General features: G+C 73.2%; 13 protein-coding genes. 9 read left to right on the top strand and 4 right to left on the bottom strand.

What is annotated here, in order from left to right; all coding sequences use genetic code 11:
• Nucleotides 1-8: 8 nt before the first annotated feature.
• Together ACPYOM_RS09735 and ACPYOM_RS09730 are read right to left on the bottom strand one after the other, a co-directional pair.
• Entirely contained in the window at nt 9-1,550 is a 1,542-nt protein-coding gene (locus tag ACPYOM_RS09735; RefSeq protein WP_481340124.1) for an ABC transporter substrate-binding protein, read from the bottom strand.
• Complete coding sequence (locus tag ACPYOM_RS09730) at nt 1,547-2,602, bottom strand: isocitrate/isopropylmalate dehydrogenase family protein (protein WP_481340128.1); 1,056 nt, start codon at nt 2,600-2,602, stop codon at nt 1,547-1,549. Before ACPYOM_RS09730 ends, ACPYOM_RS09735 begins: the two co-directional genes overlap by 4 nt.
• A gap of 212 nt (nt 2,603-2,814) precedes the next feature.
• Here ACPYOM_RS09730 and ACPYOM_RS09725 point away from each other — a divergent pair, with 212 nt between their 5' ends.
• The 5 genes from ACPYOM_RS09725 to ACPYOM_RS09705 all read left to right on the top strand — a co-directional run bounded on the left by ACPYOM_RS09725 (nt 2,815) and on the right by ACPYOM_RS09705 (nt 9,288).
• Nucleotides 2,815-4,266 carry an amidase gene (locus ACPYOM_RS09725; protein ID WP_481345781.1) on the top strand — a complete coding sequence of 484 codons (1,452 nt, stop codon included), beginning with the start codon at nt 2,815-2,817 and terminating at the stop codon, nt 4,264-4,266.
• Nucleotides 4,259-5,029 carry a FadR/GntR family transcriptional regulator gene (locus tag ACPYOM_RS09720; protein WP_481345780.1) on the top strand — a complete coding sequence of 257 codons (771 nt, stop codon included), beginning with the start codon at nt 4,259-4,261 and terminating at the stop codon, nt 5,027-5,029. Before ACPYOM_RS09725 ends, ACPYOM_RS09720 begins: the two co-directional genes overlap by 8 nt.
• A 119-nt stretch (nt 5,030-5,148) precedes the next feature.
• Nucleotides 5,149-7,557 (top strand): Tex family protein, encoded by a 2,409-nt coding sequence (locus ACPYOM_RS09715; RefSeq protein WP_481345779.1) that lies wholly within the window; start codon nt 5,149-5,151, stop codon nt 7,555-7,557.
• Nucleotides 7,558-7,703: 146 nt separating this feature from the next.
• Nucleotides 7,704-8,147 carry an SRPBCC domain-containing protein gene (locus tag ACPYOM_RS09710; RefSeq protein ID WP_481340141.1) on the top strand — a complete coding sequence of 148 codons (444 nt, stop codon included), beginning with the start codon at nt 7,704-7,706 and terminating at the stop codon, nt 8,145-8,147.
• 136 nt (nt 8,148-8,283) lie between these two features.
• Nucleotides 8,284-9,288: a hypothetical protein gene (locus ACPYOM_RS09705; RefSeq protein WP_481340144.1), complete on the top strand. Its 1,005-nt coding sequence runs from the start codon at nt 8,284-8,286 to the stop codon at nt 9,286-9,288.
• A gap of 20 nt (nt 9,289-9,308) precedes the next feature.
• On the opposite strand, the gene ACPYOM_RS09700 is transcribed toward ACPYOM_RS09705, so the two are convergent.
• Nucleotides 9,309-10,232 (bottom strand): universal stress protein, encoded by a 924-nt coding sequence (locus ACPYOM_RS09700; protein WP_481345778.1) that lies wholly within the window; start codon nt 10,230-10,232, stop codon nt 9,309-9,311.
• A gap of 229 nt (nt 10,233-10,461) precedes the next feature.
• Here ACPYOM_RS09700 and ACPYOM_RS09695 point away from each other — a divergent pair, with 229 nt between their 5' ends.
• Nucleotides 10,462-10,659, top strand: a complete 198-nt coding sequence (locus ACPYOM_RS09695; RefSeq protein WP_481345777.1) for a hypothetical protein — start codon at nt 10,462-10,464, stop codon at nt 10,657-10,659.
• A 45-nt stretch (nt 10,660-10,704) separates the two neighbouring features.
• Here ACPYOM_RS09695 and ACPYOM_RS09690 read toward each other — a convergent pair whose 3' ends face one another.
• The gene (locus tag ACPYOM_RS09690; protein ID WP_481345776.1) at nt 10,705-12,201 is read right to left on the bottom strand and encodes a S8 family serine peptidase; all 1,497 of its coding nucleotides are present in this window, start codon (nt 12,199-12,201) and stop codon (nt 10,705-10,707) included.
• A 263-nt stretch (nt 12,202-12,464) separates the two neighbouring features.
• Between ACPYOM_RS09690 and ACPYOM_RS09685 the strand changes: the two genes are divergently transcribed.
• The 3 genes from ACPYOM_RS09685 to ACPYOM_RS09675 all read left to right on the top strand — a co-directional run.
• Nucleotides 12,465-15,122 (top strand): ATP-binding protein, encoded by a 2,658-nt coding sequence (locus ACPYOM_RS09685; protein WP_481345775.1) that lies wholly within the window; start codon nt 12,465-12,467, stop codon nt 15,120-15,122.
• 72 nt (nt 15,123-15,194) lie between these two features.
• Complete coding sequence (locus ACPYOM_RS09680) at nt 15,195-15,446, top strand: DUF4242 domain-containing protein (RefSeq protein ID WP_481340157.1); 252 nt, start codon at nt 15,195-15,197, stop codon at nt 15,444-15,446.
• Nucleotides 15,447-15,611: 165 nt separating this feature from the next.
• On the top strand, nt 15,612-16,810 hold a 1,199-nt coding region (locus ACPYOM_RS09675; protein ID WP_481345774.1), incomplete at its 3' end, for a nuclease-related domain-containing protein.

Here is a 16,810-nt window from a genome sequence, read left to right as displayed (position 1 = left end):
CGGTGCGGTCAGGAGCGCGCGAGGTCGCGCAGGTCGAACGACTCGGTGATGGCGTTCTTCGGCAGCCCGGTGATGCCCTTCTCGGCGACCATGAGGTTCGGCAGCAGGAAGAGGAAGTCGCCGGCGGCGTCCTCCGACAGCTCGCGTGCCGCCTTCTTCATGAGCGTCACCTGCTCCTCCGGCGTGCCGGCGTCCGCCGCCGCGAGGTCGGCCTGCAGCTGCTTGTTGTCGTAGCGCGTGTAGTACTTCGGGTCACCGAAGACGGCCGGCAGGTCGCGCGGCTCGACGTGGGCGACGATCGACATGTCGTAGTCGGCGTCGGTGAACACGGTGCTCAGCCACACGGCCGGGAACTCGAGCTGGTCGAGGGTGACCTGGAAGCCGGCCTGCTCGAGCATGCTCTTGACGACCTGCCCGCAGGAGACGGCGTAGGGCAGCGTCGGGATGCGCAGGCGCACCGGCGTCTTGCCGACGCCCGTCTCGGCGACGAGCGCCTTGGCCTTGTCGAGGTTGTGCGGGTACAGGCCGGTGAGGTCCTCGTACCACGGGTCGGTGGGCGGGACCATGCTGCCGATGAGCGTGCCTCGCCCGGCCCAGCACGTGTCCATGAGGGCCTTGTGGTCGATGGCGTACCGGGCGGCCTGGCGGACCTTGAGCTGGTTGAACGGCGCCTTTCCGTTGTTGAACGACAGCAGCACCTCGCCGTTGGTCGTGCCCTCGACGATCTCGTACTTCGGGTTGTTCTGGAACTGGGCCAGCGACTCGGGTGCCTGGACGGTCCCGATGACGTCGATGGTCCCGGTCAGCAGCGCGTTGTTGAGCGCCGTCGGGTCCTTGAAGTACTTGAGCGTGACGTCCGAGAAGAAGGGCTTCGTGCCCCAGTACGACGGGTTGGCCTTGAGCGTGATCGAGTCGCCGCGCTTCCACGTGCCGAACGTGTACGGACCGGTGCCGACGGGCTTGTTGGCGAGGTCGGCGACGCCCTTCTCGGTCATCATCGCGCCGACCCGCGTCGACATCTTGTAGAGCCAGTTGTTGCTCGGCTTGGTGAGGGTCACCTGCAGCTGGGTGTCGCTGAGCGCCTTGGCGTCGGCGACGACGTCCATAGCGGACTTGAGCGAGATGGTCCAGTCCTTCTTGACCCGGTTGATCGAGAAGACGGCGTCCTTGGCGGTGAACTTCTCGCCGTCGGAGAAGGTCGCGTTGGGCACGAGGTCGAACGTGTACGTCTTGCGGTCGTCCGAGACCTTCCACGAGGTGGCGAGCTCGGGCTTGAGGTCACCGTTCTGGTCCACCTTGACGAGGGTCTCGTAGACGTTGTCGAGCAGGGCCTGCGGGATGGCCGCGCCATCCTTCGTCGTGAAGTCGAGGCTGGCCGGCTCGGCGACGAGGCCGACGGTCAGGCTCTTGTCGCCGGAGCCTCCCGAGCCGCCGGAGCCGCCCGCTCCGCCGCTGGACCCGCCGGAGGACCCGGCGCCGGCCGAGCAGGCGGCGGTGAGGGTGAGGAGCAGGACGCCGGCCGCAGCCGTGCCGATGCGGGAGTCCTTCATCGTGTCTCCATCTCGTGCAGGACCGCGGCGCCGAGCGCTGACGTGCTCGCCGTTCCGCCGAGGTCGGGGGTGTGGTGGGTGGGGTCTGAGAGGGTCGCAGCGAGGGCGTCGCGTACCGCGGTGGCCGCCGCGCCGTGCCCGAGGTCGTCGAGCAGGAGGGCCCCCGACAGGATGCAGGCCGTCGGGTTGGCGATGCCGCGTCCGGCGATGTCCGGTGCCGAGCCGTGGACCGGCTCGTAGATGCCGGGTACGTCGCCGCCGGGCAGCACGTTGGCGCTCGGCGCCATCCCCATGCCGCCGGCGAGGACCGCGGCGAGGTCGCTGAGGATGTCACCGAAGAGGTTGCCGGCGAGGAGGACGTCGAGCGAACGGGGGTCCTGGACCATGCGCGCGGCCATGGCGTCGACGAGGACCACCTCGAGCTCGACGTCGGGGTGGCGCTGCGCCACCTCCCGGACCACGGCGTCCCACAGCGGGTAGCCGTGCCGCATGGCGTTGGACTTCGTCACGAGGGCGAGGCGCCCGGTACGCCGGCCGGCGAGCGTGAACGCGTGCTCGGCGGCTCGCTCGATGACGCGGCGGGAGTGGACGGCCACCTCGATGCCGAGGTCGTGCCCGGTGCCGGCGTGGGCGACGCCGCCGGCGCCGACGTACTCGCCCTCGGTGTTCTCGCGGACGATGACGAGGTCGACGCCCTCGACGTCCCGGACGCGGCTCGGCACGCCCGCGAAGGCACGGACGGGACGCAGGTTGACGGCGAGGTCGAGCTGCTGGCGCAGGCCGATGATGAGACCCCAGACGAGCTCGTGGTCGGGGACGTCGGGCCGGCCCACCGCGCCGAACAGCACGGCGTCGTGGGCCCGGACGCGCTCGGCGGCGTCGGCAGGCATCGCGGCCCCTTCGCGCAGGAACCGCTCACCGCCCCAGTCGAGCTCGGTCGTCTCGAGCGTCTCGCCCTGGGCCGCGAGCGCGGCGTCGAGCACGGGCACCGTGGCCGCGACGACCTCGGGCCCGACGCCGTCGCCGGGGATCACTGCAAGTCGCACAGTCATGGGTCTGCTGGCACTCCGTCCGTGGCCGTGCCGGGTCCACGCCGACCCGGCAGCTCGGTGGTTCTTCGACGCTGTTCGTACACTGGTCTGACCAGTGGACTTTTCTGCGTTGAGAGGTACGGTTGCTCTCATCGAGCCCGATGTCAAGGGTTCGTCCGTCCGGCCGAAGGGCCGAACGCGGCCCGGCCCACCGCCCGCACTGGAGGACCTCGATGGTGAATCCGCCTGCAGCGCAAACCCGTCCCGCAGCACTCACGGCGACACAGCTGGTCGCGTCCTACCGCTCCGGAGACCTCTCGCCGGTCGAGGTGCTGCGCGACGTCCGTGCGGTCGTCGAGGCGCGCGAACCCGAGCTCAACGCGTTCTGGGTGCAGGACCTCGACGCCGCGGAGGGCGCGGCCGCCGAGAGCGAGGCCCGCTGGCGTTCGGGCCGGCCCGCCGGTCCGATCGACGGCGTCCCGGTGACCGTCAAGGAGAACCTGGCCCGGGCGGGGGTCCCGATGCCGGCCGGCAACGCCGGGGTGACCCCGGTCGTGCCCGAGCGCAGCTCCCCGGTCGTCGAGCGCATCGAGGAGTCGGGCGGCGTCGTCCTCGGCTCCACCGTCATGCCGGACTGGGGCATGCTCAGCTCGGGCGTCTCGAGCCTGCACGGCATCACCCGTTCCCCGTGGGACCCGACCCTGACGACCGGCGGCTCGAGCTCTGGGGCGGGTGCGGCCGCGGCCGGCGGCTACGGCCCGCTGCACGTCGGCACCGACATCGGCGGCTCCATCCGCCTGCCGGGCACCTGGCTCGGTCTCGCCACCCTCAAGCCCAGTGCCGGACGCGTGCCGCTCGACAACCCCTACCTGGGCCGGGTCGCCGGGCCGATGGCCCGTTCGGTCGACGACCTCGCGCTCCTGCTGTCGGTCATCGGCCGGTACGACGGCCGCGACTGGACGGCCCTGCCGCCGACCGACCTCGCCCTCGACCTGTCGACGGCGCCCCTCGACGCGTCGAGCCTGAGCGTCGGGCTGCACCTCGACGCGGGGTGCGGGCTGCCGCTGGATCCCGAGGTCCGCGCCGCCGTCGAGCAGGCGGCCGCCGTCTTCGCCGACGCCGGGGCCCGCGTGGAGCCGGTCGAGCCGTTCCTGACGCCGCGGATGCTCGCCGACCTCGACCAGTTCTGGCGGGTCCGCTCCCTCGTCGACCACGAGGCCCTGCCCCCCGAGGGCCGCCGACGCGTCCTGCCGTTCATCCAGCGGTGGGTCGCGGCCGTGGCCGACGTCGACGGCCGCACGGTGATGCGCGACTACACGAGCATCATGGCCATCCAGCAGGCCACCGTCGCCGCGACCGAGCGCTTCGACGTCGTCCTGTCGCCGGTCGCCCCGATGGCCGCCTTCCCCGCCGAGTGGCCGATGCCGTGGGGCGACGACGACCAGGGCATGGCCCACATCGGCTACACGGCGCCGTACAACATGTCGGGCCAGCCCGCCGCCACGGTCAACTGCGGCTTCACCGCCGACGGGCGGACCGTCGGCGTGCAGGTGGCCGGACGCCGCTGGGACGACGTGGGCGTCCTGCGCGTGGCGGCCTGGTACGAGCAGCGACGCGGGCCGGAGGCGACGCCACGGTGGCCGATCCCCGACGCCGTCCCGGCGACGGGCCGCTCCGGTGCCTGAGGGCGGCGCGGGCACGCGCGCGTTCGAGCAGGTGCGGCCGGTGCGGCTCTACGAACGCATCGTCGAGCAGGTGGAGGAGGCCGTCGGACGGGGCGAGCTGCTGCCCGGCCAGCGCCTGCCGAGCGAGCGCGAGCTCGTCGTCCAGTTCGGCACGAGCCGCGCGACCGTGCGCGAGGCGCTGCGCGTCCTCGAGAGCAACGGCGTCGTCCGGTCCCGCCCCGGCGACCCCAACGGCCCGGAGATCCTGCCCGTCACCTCGGGACAGCTGACCAAGCAGATGCGCCGCCTGGCCCGGGCCGACGGGCTGACGCTGTCCCAGCTGCTCGTGTCGCGGATGATGCTCGACTCGACGGCCAACCGGCTCGCCGCGACGCTGCGCACCGACGAGCAGCTGGCCGAGATGGAGGCCGCGATCGGGCAGATGCGCGAGGCCGTGGAGGGCGGCTACACCTCCTTCAGCGAGGCCGACTTCGCCTTCCACGAGGCCATCGCCCGCGCCAGCGGCAACACGCTCATCCAGGTGTGCAACGCCGTCGTGCGCGACACGGTGCTGTCCCTCATCTCGGACAAGATCGCCCACGCCCGCAACAGCAAGGCGCTCATGAAGCGCTCGCTCGGCCACCACGAGCAGGTGCTCGACGCGATCCGCGCCGGCGACGGCGAGCGCGCGGCCCACGCGTCGCTGCACAGCCTCTACGACTACTACGCCGGCTACGTGCCGGCAGGCGAGCGCGCGACCCTCCGGGCCCTCCTCGACCACTGACCCGGTCCGGCACCCCGGCGGCACCCCGGCGGCACCCCCGGCGGGGCGGCGTACGGCGTCGGCTCGGGACCGGGCAGAATGCGTGGCTCCATGCGTCGTCGACAAGGAGTGCGTGACCGGTGAGTGTGCAGTCGATCGAGCGGCGGATCGCCGAGGAGCTCGAGGTTCGTGAGAGCCAGGTCACCGCGGCGGTGGGGCTGCTCGACGGCGGCTCGACCGTGCCGTTCGTGGCCCGCTACCGCAAGGAGGTCACCGGTGGCCTCGACGACGCGCAGCTGCGCTCGCTCGAGGAGCGCCTCACCTACCTGCGCGACCTCGAGGACCGCCGCGCCGCCGTGCTCGCCTCCATCGACGAGCAGGGCAGGCTCGACGACGCGCTCCGTGCCCGCATCCTCGCCGCCGAGACCAAGGCCCGGCTCGAGGACATCTACCTGCCGTTCAAGCCGAAGCGGCGCACCAGGGCACAGATCGCCCGCGAGGCCGGTCTCGAGCCGCTCGCGGACCTCCTCCTGGCATCCCCCGACACCGACCCCGCCTCCGCGGCGACCGGTTTCGTCGACGCCGACAAGCAGGTCGCCGACGCCACGGCGGCGCTCGACGGCGCGCGCTCGATCCTCGTCGAGCGGTTCGCCGAGGATGCCGACCTCATCGGCGACCTGCGCCGGCGGGTCTGGGCCAAGGGCCACCTCGTCGCCCGCGTGCGCAGCGGCAAGGAGGAGGACGGCGCGAAGTTCGCCGACTACTTCGCGTTCGACGAGCCCCTGCACAGACTTCCCTCGCACCGCATCCTGGCCATGTTCCGCGGCGAGAAGGAGGACGTGCTGACCCTCGAGGTGAGCCCCACCGACCCGTCCGCCGACGCCGAGCCGAGGCCGAGCGAGTTCGAACGGGCCATCGCCCGCCGCTTCGGGATCGAGAACCGCGGCCGCGCGGCCGACCAGTGGCTGGCCGATACGGTGCGCTGGGCGTGGCGCACCAAGATCGTCGTGCACCTCGGCGTCGACGCCCGGATGCAGCTGCGCCGGGCGGCCGAGGAGGAGGCCGTCCGCGTCTTCGCCGCGAACCTGCGCGACCTGCTGCTCGCGGCCCCGGCGGGCGCCCGCGCCACGATGGGTCTGGACCCGGGCTTCCGCACCGGCGTCAAGGTCGCCGTCGTCGACGCCACCGGACGCGTCCTGGCCACCGACGTCATCCACCCGCACGTGCCGCAGAACCGGTGGGACCAGTCGGTCGAGACGCTGGCCCGTCTCGCCGAGGCGCACGGCGTCGAGCTCGTCGCGATCGGCAACGGCACCGCCTCGCGCGAGACCGACCGCCTCGCCGCCGACCTCGTCAGGCGCCACCCCGAGCTGGGACTGACGACCGCCGTCGTGTCGGAGGCGGGTGCGTCGGTCTACTCGGCGTCGGCGTTCGCCTCGGCGGAGCTGCCGGGCATGGACGTGTCGCTGCGCGGCGCCGTGTCGATCGCCCGGCGCCTGCAGGACCCGCTCGCCGAGCTCGTCAAGATCGACCCGAGGTCGATCGGCGTCGGCCAGTACCAGCACGACGTCTCGCAGGTGGCGCTCTCCCGCTCGCTCGACGCGGTCGTCGAGGACTGCGTCAACGCCGTCGGGGTCGACGTCAACACCGCCTCGGCTCCGCTGCTGACCCGCGTGTCCGGCATCACCGGCTCGCTCGCCGAGGGGATCGTCGCCCACCGCGACGCGCACGGCCCGTTCCGCACCCGCTCCGCGCTCAAGGACGTCCCCCGGCTCGGGCCCAAGGCGTTCGAGCAGGCGGCCGGGTTCCTCCGGATCGCCGGCGGGGACGACCCGCTCGACGCCTCCGCCGTGCACCCCGAGGCCTACCCCGTCGTGCGACGGATGCTCGAGGCCACCGGAGCCGCGCTGACCGACCTCATCGGCAACACCGCGGCGCTCGGCCGGATCCGCGCCGAGGACTTCGTCGACGACAGGTTCGGCCTGCCGACGGTCACCGACATCATCGGCGAGCTCGACAAGCCCGGCCGGGACCCGCGCCCCTCGTTCCGCACCGCGACGTTCAAGGAGGGCGTCGAGGAGGTCAAGGACCTACGGCCCGGCATGACGCTCGAGGGGGTGGTGACCAACGTCGCCGCCTTCGGCGCCTTCATCGACGTCGGCGTCCACCAGGACGGGCTGGCGCACGTGTCGGCGCTGTCCAGGCAGTTCGTCCGCGACCCGCGCGAGGTGGTCAAGCCCGGTGACGTCGTCATGGTCAAGGTGCTCGACGTGGACGTCCCCCGCAAGCGGATCTCGCTGACGCTGCGCCTCGACGACGAGGTGCCGGCGTCCGGTGAGCGGCCCACGACGCGCAGTGGCCGCGCCGATGGTGGTCAGCGTCAAGGTGGTGCCCAGCGCCGGGGCGGTCAGCGCCAGGGCGGCCGCTCGGCGGGAGCCGGGCCGAGCCAGCCTGCTCAGCAGCCGGGGGCGGGCCGGCGCGACCGGCGTGACACGCCCGCGAACGGCGCCGTGGCCGACGCCCTGCGGCGCGCCGGCTGGACCGGCTGAGGGGCCGCGGGCCGGTTCCTGCCTCGGGCGGACCGGGTCCGTCCGGGGCCTTGTCGTCGGCGCCCACCTCTGGTCGACTGGACCCACGATGGGTCCGGCCCGTCCGGGGCCGGGTCGTAGCCAGTCGAAGGCACACGGAGGTGCCCATGAGCAGTGCAGGCAGTGCAGCCGAGCCCGTCACCGCGCCGGTGGAGGACGCCGAGCCCGACCAGTCCCTCGCCGGGGTCCACACCAGTGCCTCGTTCGACCACTCGGTCGAGCAGGTCTGGCTGCACCTGGTCAACGGACGCGGCACCGAGGCGCTTCTCGGCCCGGGCGTCAGGCTCGGCAGCAAGGGTGAGTCGTGGCACAGCGACGAGGGCCCCCACGGCGTCGTACGCAGCTGGCACCCGATGGAGCAGATCCGCGTGTCGTGGCACCCGCACGCCGACGGGCCGCTCAGCATCGTCGACCTCCAGCTGCGGCCCGAGGGTTCGGGCACGCGCCTCGACCTGTTCCACGAGGGCGAGGGCATCGCCGAGGACGGAGCCGGCGACAAACGGCGCTGGGACGACGCGCTCCACCGGTTCGGCGCATCCCTGCAGGGCTGACCCCGGGTCCACGGCGCTCCCGGCTGGGCGGACCTGCCCTCCAGCATGGGTACCGCTTCCCATGTCGCGTGTCGCCGCTGCCCGCTAGCGTGCGCGTGTCCGTCAGCCAGACGGCACGACACAGACAGGGGACCTCATGATCCGCAGGATCCGACGCGCCGCCACCGGCGCCGTGCTCGCCGTCGCCGCCGGGGCCGCGGTCGTCGCCGCGCCGCAGGGCTCGGTGCCGACGCTGCCGCAGGCGAGCGCCGCCATCACCTGTGACACGGCAACGGGTGGCACGAAGTTCTATCCCGGCGACGACTCGAGCCGCACGTACAACACGACCTTCCACAACGGCGTCGGCATCGACCACTACCTGTCGAGCTACGTCCCACAGGGCCTTGGCATGTGGGAGGACTGGAACGGCGGCACCGAGGACCTCTTCCTCGTCGGCATGCACCACGAGGACGAGAACGACCACGCCTCCCTCGTCTACGGCGTGACGCCGGGCGGCACCGTACGCGGGGCCGCCTACCTGCCCAAGGGCGCCCACGTCGGTGGCCTCAAGACCTACCGGGGCTGGCTGTACGTCCAGCAGGACACGAGCACCATCCGGCGCTACAGCCTGGCCGCCGTCCGGTCCAGCTTCCGCAGCGCCGGCATCCAGTCCCTCGGCGGCGGCACGTCGCTCAGGGTCAGCGGCGTCAGCTTCTTCGACATCTACGGCGGCAAGCTCTACGGCGGCCTCTTCGACGAGGACAGCCGCAACGTCATGCGCCGGTACACGATCACCTCGACCGGAGGCCTGTCGCTCGACACGTCGTGGGGCCCGCTCCAGGTGCCGATGAAGTCGCAGGGCCTGCTCGTGCAGAACGACACGTACGTCTTCAGCACGTCGTCGGGGCGCAACAACCGCAGCAACATCTACGTCGTGCGCCGCGGCTACACGAAGACCCAGAGCATCGAGAGCGTGCGCTACCGCTGCTTCCGCGCCCCGGTCCTGTCGCAGGAGCTCGTCGACTACGCCGGCCGGGCCTACCTGTCCTTCGAGGGTGGCGCCGACTACTTCGACGGCGCCTGGCCCTGGACCACCGCCGACAACCGGATCAAGAACCTGCACTGGGCCTCCACGAGCACGTTGCGCGGTCTCGTGTGGTGACGGGCTGAGGAGCGCGTGGGTCAGCGCACGACGAGCACCGGGCAGGCCGCCTCGTGGATGACCCGGTGGCTCACCGAACCGAGGAGCAGGCCGGTGAACCCGCCGTGGCCACGTGAGCCGACGACGACCAGTCCCGCATGGACGGTGAGGTCGGCGAGGGTCTGCCCGGGGTCGCCGTAGAGCACCTCGGTCGTGACCTCGAGCTGCGGGTGGTCGGCGCGGGCGCGGTCCGCGAGTCGGGTCACCGTCTGCTCGGCGTGCTCGCGGGTCGCGTGCGTGTCGTCCGTGCCGGCCTTGGCCGTCTCGGCGTACGCCCACGCCTCCATCGAGGCGGAGTGGGCGACGCGGACGACGTGCAGCGCGGCGTGCTCGCGCGCGGCCCAGGCGGCGGCCGCGTCGAGCGCCCGCTGCGATGCGTCGGAGTCGTCGACGCCGACGACGACGGCGTGGTCGGGTCCGGGCCGCACGGCCGGCGCCACGGTGACGCCCTCCTGCTCCCCCGGGCTCCGGACGACGACGACGGGACAGTGCGCGTGTGCGACGAGGGCGTACGAGGTGGAGCCGAGGATCCCTGCCCGCAGGCGACCGTGGCCACGGCTGCCGACGACGAGCAGCTCGGCGTCACGGGAGGCCTCGACGAGCTGCCCGGCCGGGCTGCCCAGCTGGTACTGCGTGTCGATGTGGGCTGCCTCGAGGACGTCGGAGGCGTGTTCGGCCCCCTCGTCGACGAGCTTCTTGGCCGCCTGCTCGAGCATCGGCTCGACCTGCGACACGTCGACCGCCGGGAAGGCCGGGACCATCGCCAGACTGATGGTGTGCAGGATCGTGAGTCGGGTTGCGAGCCGGCGGGCCGTCTCGGCGGCCCACTCGAGCGCGAGCCGCGCGCTCGGCGACCCGTCGTAGCCGACGACGACGCCGCGGGCTTCGTTGGCCTGGTCGTTCATGGAAGCACCCCTCCCTGGGTCGGGGCCGGGGCCGTCGCTCCAGCCACCTCCATCGTCCCGCGTGCGGGCGCGCCGGGCGCTCCCCTGTGGCCGGCAGGACATGTGAGGTGTGGAACACGGTCCGGGCGACGGACGCGTGCCGCACGTCCCCGTGGAGACACCTCCCCCGCGCGCACCGCGTACCGCCCGGGGTGTCGCCGCCCCGGGCGGCATGGGGTATCACGGAGGCATGAGCATCGAACCGGAGCCCCGCCCCGACGAGTTCGAGCCCGAGGAGGCCGAGCCCGAGGAGGAGTACGCGCCCGTGGGCGACCACCCCGACGACGCGACGGCGCACGCCGCCGAGGCCGACCTGCTCGAGCAGGAGCAGGAGGTCGAGTTCGACGACGACGACGCCCCGGACCTCGCCGAGGAGGACCGCGCCTGACGCCGGACCCGACTCTCGCCCCACCCCGGTGAGCGACGACAGCCGTCAGCCGACGGCCTTGGCGGCGTCCACCTCCCCTGCGCCGTACCAGCTGTTCTGGGTCAAGGTGCCCTCGCACGTCTGCGGCGCCCCGGAGTCCAGACCCGGGAAGAACGCGTAGGCGGACGTGTCGGTCGGGCACGCGATCGGGTTGGTGGCGTCCTCCACCGCCGCGGACAGCGCTCCGGTGCGCTTGCCCGTCACGGATGCGACGAGCGCGGCGACCCCGGTGACGTGCGGTGCAGCCATCGATGTGCCCTGCTGGTAGCAGTACGTGGCGCCGCTCGGGTCGACGACGCGTCGGGAAGCCAGGCAGGTGGACGTCAGCAGCGCGGCCGGCCAGGTCGACAGCACGCGACCGTTGGGTGCGGCCGCCGTGAGCTGCAGGATGGAGTCGCCGCCGGGCGCCGCGACGTCGGCGGTCGAGATGCCGAACGAGGAGTAGAACGACTTGAGGTGCAGGTTGCCCGTCGCGGTGACGCCGACGACGCCGGGTGCCTCGGTCGGGAAGACGGCGCAGGCGTTGGTGACCTCCCGGGTGACCGGCGTCGTGTCGTCCGGGCTCGTCTGGTCGAACGTCGGGTGCGACAGGTCGTCGGCCTGGTTGCCCTCGGCGGCGACGACGAGAACGCCCCTGTTCTGCGCGTACCTGAGGGCACGCTCCTCGGCTGTCCAGATGGCGCGCTGCGTGGGGTCGTTCTTGCAGTTGAACAGCCACGGGTCGGCGAAGTAGCTGTTGTTCGTCACCGCGACGCCGTGGTCGCCGGCCCACATGAAGGCGCAGACGACCGCCTCGGGGAAGAAGAACCCGTCGGCGTTGCCGGCCTTGATGCCGGCGATCCGTACGCTCGGAGCCACGCCGACGATGCCGATGCCGTTGGCGGCCGCCGCGATGGTGCCCGCGGTGTGCGTGCCGTGGCCGTTGTCGTCGGCCGCGGCCACCTTGCCGGGCACGGGTGCACCGCCGACGCAGTTGACGCTGGCGGCGTCGTCGACGTTGGCGGCGAGGTCGGGGTGGGTCCAGTCGAGGCCGGTGTCGATGTCACCGACGAGGACCGAGCGGTTGCCGGTCGACACGGCGTGCGCCGCCGGGGCGTGGATCTGGTCCATGTCCCACTGGAGTCCGGACAAGGTGTCGCCGGTGGGTGCCGTCGGAGCGGCGTCGGTGGCCGACTGCGTCGCGTCGGCGCCTGAGGCGTCGTCGACTCGTGTGGCGAACTTCGCTGTGGCAGAGACTCCCTCGACGCCCTTGATGGCACGCATCGACTGCGCGAACGACGAGGAGGAGGACGACGCGACGACGACCGAGATCGCGGGCCACGACGAGACGACGCGGCCGCCGGCGGCGGTCACCGAGCGCGACGCACCGGTCAGCGAGGCGCCGTGGGAGTAGACGACGAGGTAGGTGGAGGCTCCGCTCGTCGACGTGTCCGCGGCGGACGCGCCGGACGCGACGACGAGGGGTGCGAGGCCCGACAGGGCGAGAGCTCCGGCCGCGACCACGGACGCGGCGGTGAGCGAACGAGAACGTCCCCGAGAAGTGTCTGCGGACATGGGTCCTCACTTCCACGACGGCCACGCGCGGCGCGCTCCGTCGTCGGGCCGTCCACGTCGGCGGCCCTCTGCCGACGCTAGACCCGCCGGGTCCCTGTCGTCGACCGCTTCCCGGTGAGCCGGGCGCACACCGTCCGCCACGCCTAAGGCGTGAGCCCACGGGCGGTGGTGAACGCCCTGCGCCCGGGTCACGCGGCTCGTAGCATCGGGACATGACGCTCCTCGAGCGTGCCGAGCAGCTGCGCGCCGTCGCGGGCTGGCTCGACGACGCCGCGGCGGGGCACGGCCGGCTCGTCTACGTCGCCGGCGAGGCGGGCATCGGCAAGTCGACGTTCGTCGGCCACGTCGTCTCGCAGGCCGGCGCCCGCGCTCGCGCCCTCGTCGGGCAGTGCGACGGTGCGGCGACACCGGCACCGCTCGGACCGCTCGCCGAGATGGTGCCCGGCCTGCCGCCCGGCACCTGGCCGCCGGACGCCACGCGGCACGAGGTGCTCACGCGTCTCGTCGACGTCCTGCGCGCACCGCCGGACGCCGAGCCGTACCTCCTCGTCGTCGAGGACGCCCACTGGGCCGACGAGGCGACCCTGGACCTGTTGCGGCACCTGGCCCGACGCGTCCACGGCTGTCGGGCGCTCGTGCTCGTGACGTACCGGCCCGAGGACACCGGGCCCACCTCGGGGCTGCGGATCCTGCTCGGTGACACGGCCTCCGCGGACGGGACGCGTCGGGTCGACCTCCCGCCGCTGACGCTCGAGGGCGTGACGGCGCTCGCCGAGGAGTACGCGCGGAGGCACCCGGAGGCAGGGCACGTCGACGCGCGCCGGCTGCACGACGTCACCGGCGGCAACGCCTTCTTCGTCACGGAGGTGCTGTCCGGCGGTACGGCCCGGGTGCCCCCCACGGTCCGGGACGCAGTGCTCGCCCGGGTGGCCCGGCTGGACGAGGCCGCGCAGCGCGCTCTCGAGGTGGTGGCCCTGGCCGGCGCCCGGGTCGACACCAAGCTCGTCGAGGAGCTCGTCCGCGACGGCCTCACGGCCCTCGACGAGCCGCTCTCACGGGGGTTGCTCGTCCTGTCCGGCGGCGAGCTGACGTTCCGCCATGAGCTCGGCCGGCTCGCCGTCGTCGACGACGTCCCGCCCGGGCGGCGGATCCACGTCCATCGGCGCCTGCTCGAGGCCTACCTGCGCCGGGGCGCGGACCCGGAGGTCCTCGCCCACCACGCCGACGCGGCCGGTGACGCCGTGCGGGTGCTGGAGTTCGCACCTGTGGCGGCCGAACGAGCTGCCGCCCTCGGTGCCCACCGTCAGGCGGTCGAGCAGTACCGACGCGCCCTGGCCCACGCGGACGCCCTGCCGACCGGACGCGTCCCGGACGCCACGCGCGCGGACCTGTTGTGGGCGCTCGGGTACGAGCTGTACCTCACCGACCGCATCGAGGCCGCCATCACGGCCGTCGACGCGGCCAGGTCCATCTGGGCCGCGGCCGGCGACGAGGTCCGTGTCGGCGACGCGTGGCGGTGCCTGTCGCGGCTGTCGTGGTTCGCCGGGCGCAACGAGGACGCCGAGGCCCAGGCACGCACAGCCGTCGACGTGCTCGCGGGGCACCCCGGTGTCGAGCTCGCGCTCGCCTACAGCAACACGACCCAGCTGCGGATGCTGTCCAGCGACGTCGCCGGCACGCGCGAGTGGGGCGCCCGCACCCTCGACCTCGTCGAACGGCTGCCCAACGGACCGAGGCGGACGGAGGTTCGGGTGCACGCCCTCAACAACCTCGGCACCATCGAGGTCGTCGTCGGGGACGTCGTCGCGGGCACCCAGCTGCTCACGGCCAGCCTCGAAGGAGCGCGGGCCGCGGACCTGCACGAGCACGCCGCGCGGGCGTACTGCAACCTGGCGTCGGCGGCCGTGACCCAGCGGCGGCACGACGAGGCCAGGCGCTGGCTCGACGAGGGCATCGACTACTGCGCCGACCGCGACCTCGACTCGTGGACGCTGTACCTCCTCGGCTGGCGTGCCCGCCTCGGGCTAGACCGCGGCGAGCACGTGGCGGCCCGCCGCGACGCCGACTCCGTCGGTCGCGGGGAGGTGGCGCCGGTCGGTGCCCTCGAGCCGCTCGTGACGCTGGCCCAGCTGCGGGCCCGACGGGGAGAGGACGGGTGGCAGCCGCTCATCGCGCGGGCCGCCCGGCTCGCCGACGGCATGCGCGAGATACAGCGCGTCGCCCCGGTGGTGGCGGCTCAGGCCGAGTTCGCTTGGCTCGCAGGCGAACCCGAGCGCGCGCGCGACATCGCCCTCGCCGCCTGGCCACTGGCTCGCGACGCCGACTGCGCGTGGAACCGTGGCGCGGTGGCCCGCTGGCTCACGCCCGAGGACGTAAGGACGGACGGCGACGAGCTCTTCGGGGGCAGGGCGCCCGGTGCCCACCTGGCGCCACCGTTCGCCGCCGAGCACGAGCGACGGTGGCAGCAGGCCGCGCAGCTCTGGGCCCGCCTGCACTCACCCTTCGACGAGGGCCTGGCCCTGGCCCGAAGCGGCGACCGCGACCTCATGACGGCGGCCGTCGGCCTCTTCGAGGGGATCGGCGCCGACGGGGCCGCGGCGCGCGTCCGGACCGACCTCCGGGCGCACGGCTGGCCGGCGCCGCGCGCCGCCCGCGCCAGCACGCGTCGCCACCCAGCAGGCCTGACCCCGCGTGAGAGCGAGGTGCTCGACCTGCTCACCGCAGGCCTCACCGACGCCGCCATCGCCGAGAGGCTCGTCATCTCGCGTCGCACGGCCGAGCACCACGTCGCCTCGATCCTCGCCAAGGTCGGGGTGGGCAGCCGGCGCGACCTGGCCAACCTGGGTGGTTCCGTAGCCGCGAATGGGTAGCCGCCACCCATGACCGGTGGGCGGCGTGCGGCGACGCTGGAGTCATCGACCACTCGACGGAAGGAACGAACCATGCCGCTCTTCATGGACGTGCACACCCTCGGCGACGGCGTCACCATGTCGGACGTCGCCAAGGCCCACGAGGCCGACCTCGCCACCCAGGGGCAGTACGGGGTCAGCTACCTGCGCTACTGGGTCGACGAGGACCGGGGCCAGATCTTCTGCCTCGTCGAGGCACCCGACGCCGAGGCCGCGAACACCGTGCACCGCGAGGCGCACGGCCTCGTCGCGGACTCGATCTACCAGGTGCAGGAAGGCGCCTGACGGCCGGATCAGCGGGATGCCGGACGCCGTGGACGGGCAGGCCCACGGCGTCCGGCATCGACGCCCGAGTCCGGCGTCGACGTCTCCGGTCCGTGGAGTTGTGGCGTTTCACCCCGGGAGGCGCCCAGCCGACCTACGTTGTCGTCGGGACACGAGGGGGGTGCCATGGCCGAAGGCGGATCCGCGCGAGAGCGCGCCGCGACGCTGCGCGCCAAGGCGGCCGCCGCCCGGCAGGAGTCGGAGGCGGCGGCGCACCGCGCGGCGGCGCTCGAGGAGCAGGCCCGGCGCTGGGAGTCGGGAGCCGCCGGGGAGCAGGTCGTCGGCGCCGAGCTGGCGCGCCTCCCGCGGACGTGGGCGTGCTTGCACGACCGGCTGCTGCGGCCGGGACGGTCGCGCGTCAACCTCGACCACGTGGTCATCGGTCCCGGCGGGGTCTTCCTCGTCGACGCGAAGAACTGGTCGGGTGGCGTCTCCGAGTACGACGGGACGCTCTGGCAGCACACCGGCTCGAGCCGGTCCCGGCGGCCGGCGGTGGAGCAGGTGGGGCGCGCCGCCGGGGAGATGGAGCGGACGCTGGCGGTCCCCGTCGTGCCCGTGCTGGCACTGGCCGGCGGCTCCGCGGCCGCCTTTGAGTCCTGCCGTGTGGGCGGCATCGACATCGTGCCGGTGCACGACCTGCGCGAGTGGCTGCTCAGGCAGCCCGGCCACCTGCCCCCTGCCGAGGTGGAGCTGCTGCGACGCCGCGTCGACCTGGCGTTCCCGGCAGCGTCGGTGGGCGTCGACGCCGTCAGCCCGGACACGTCGGAGCTCACGGTGGCCCAGGTGCTCGCCAGCGGGCCGGCCCGGACCCGGTCCGGGACACACGCTCGACGCACAAGGCGTGTGGGGAACGGACACTCCACGGCGCGCTCCCGCCGCTTCGCCGGCCGCAGGACAGTACTTGCCCGGGGTGTCATCGCCCTTGGCCTCTTCGCGCTGCTCGCGGCCGTCCTGCCGTACGGGCTGTTCATCATCGGGGAACATGGGGTCAAGACCCTTGCGACATCGCTTCTCCCCGGAGCAGGTGACAGGACCCCGTCGAGGCCGAACTCCCTCTACTGCCAGGACTATCCGGTCAGACGCATGAAGGCGGTGCTCGCGACCTCCGTGACGGCGAGCACCGAGAACAGCGGCGACAGGTGCAGGTGGTACCTGGGGCCAGCGGTGGACGTGCCGCCCATGCTGGACCTGCAGATCGGAGCGTCGGCCGACGTCGTCGTGAGGGCCGTTGCGAGGGACCGTGCCCTCGCAACGGCAGGATCGGGGACCGCCCGTGTCTGGGTGGCCGCAGGGTTGCGCGTCCGGCAATGGGAAGCCGCGGACCT

It is taken from the genome of Monashia sp. HAY1-2A, from assembly GCF_056755315.1.
This window is presented reverse-complemented; position numbering and strand designations above follow the sequence as displayed.

Bases quoted from the DNA above. Each gene is read 5' to 3' on its own strand.
- ACPYOM_RS09735 (WP_481340124.1), bottom strand. From the start codon at position 1,550: ATGAAGGACTCCCGCATCGGCACGGCTGCGGCCGGCGTCCTGCTCCTC.
- ACPYOM_RS09730 (WP_481340128.1), bottom strand. From the start codon at position 2,602: ATGACTGTGCGACTTGCAGTGATCCCCGGCGACGGCGTCGGGCCCGAG.
- ACPYOM_RS09725 (WP_481345781.1), top strand. From the start codon at position 2,815: ATGGTGAATCCGCCTGCAGCGCAAACCCGTCCCGCAGCACTCACGGCG.
- ACPYOM_RS09710 (WP_481340141.1), top strand. From the start codon at position 7,704: ATGAGCAGTGCAGGCAGTGCAGCCGAGCCCGTCACCGCGCCGGTGGAG.
- ACPYOM_RS09705 (WP_481340144.1), top strand. From the start codon at position 8,284: ATGATCCGCAGGATCCGACGCGCCGCCACCGGCGCCGTGCTCGCCGTC.
- ACPYOM_RS09700 (WP_481345778.1), bottom strand. From the start codon at position 10,232: ATGAACGACCAGGCCAACGAAGCCCGCGGCGTCGTCGTCGGCTACGAC.
- ACPYOM_RS09695 (WP_481345777.1), top strand. From the start codon at position 10,462: ATGAGCATCGAACCGGAGCCCCGCCCCGACGAGTTCGAGCCCGAGGAG.
- ACPYOM_RS09685 (WP_481345775.1), top strand. From the start codon at position 12,465: ATGACGCTCCTCGAGCGTGCCGAGCAGCTGCGCGCCGTCGCGGGCTGG.
- ACPYOM_RS09680 (WP_481340157.1), top strand. From the start codon at position 15,195: ATGCCGCTCTTCATGGACGTGCACACCCTCGGCGACGGCGTCACCATG.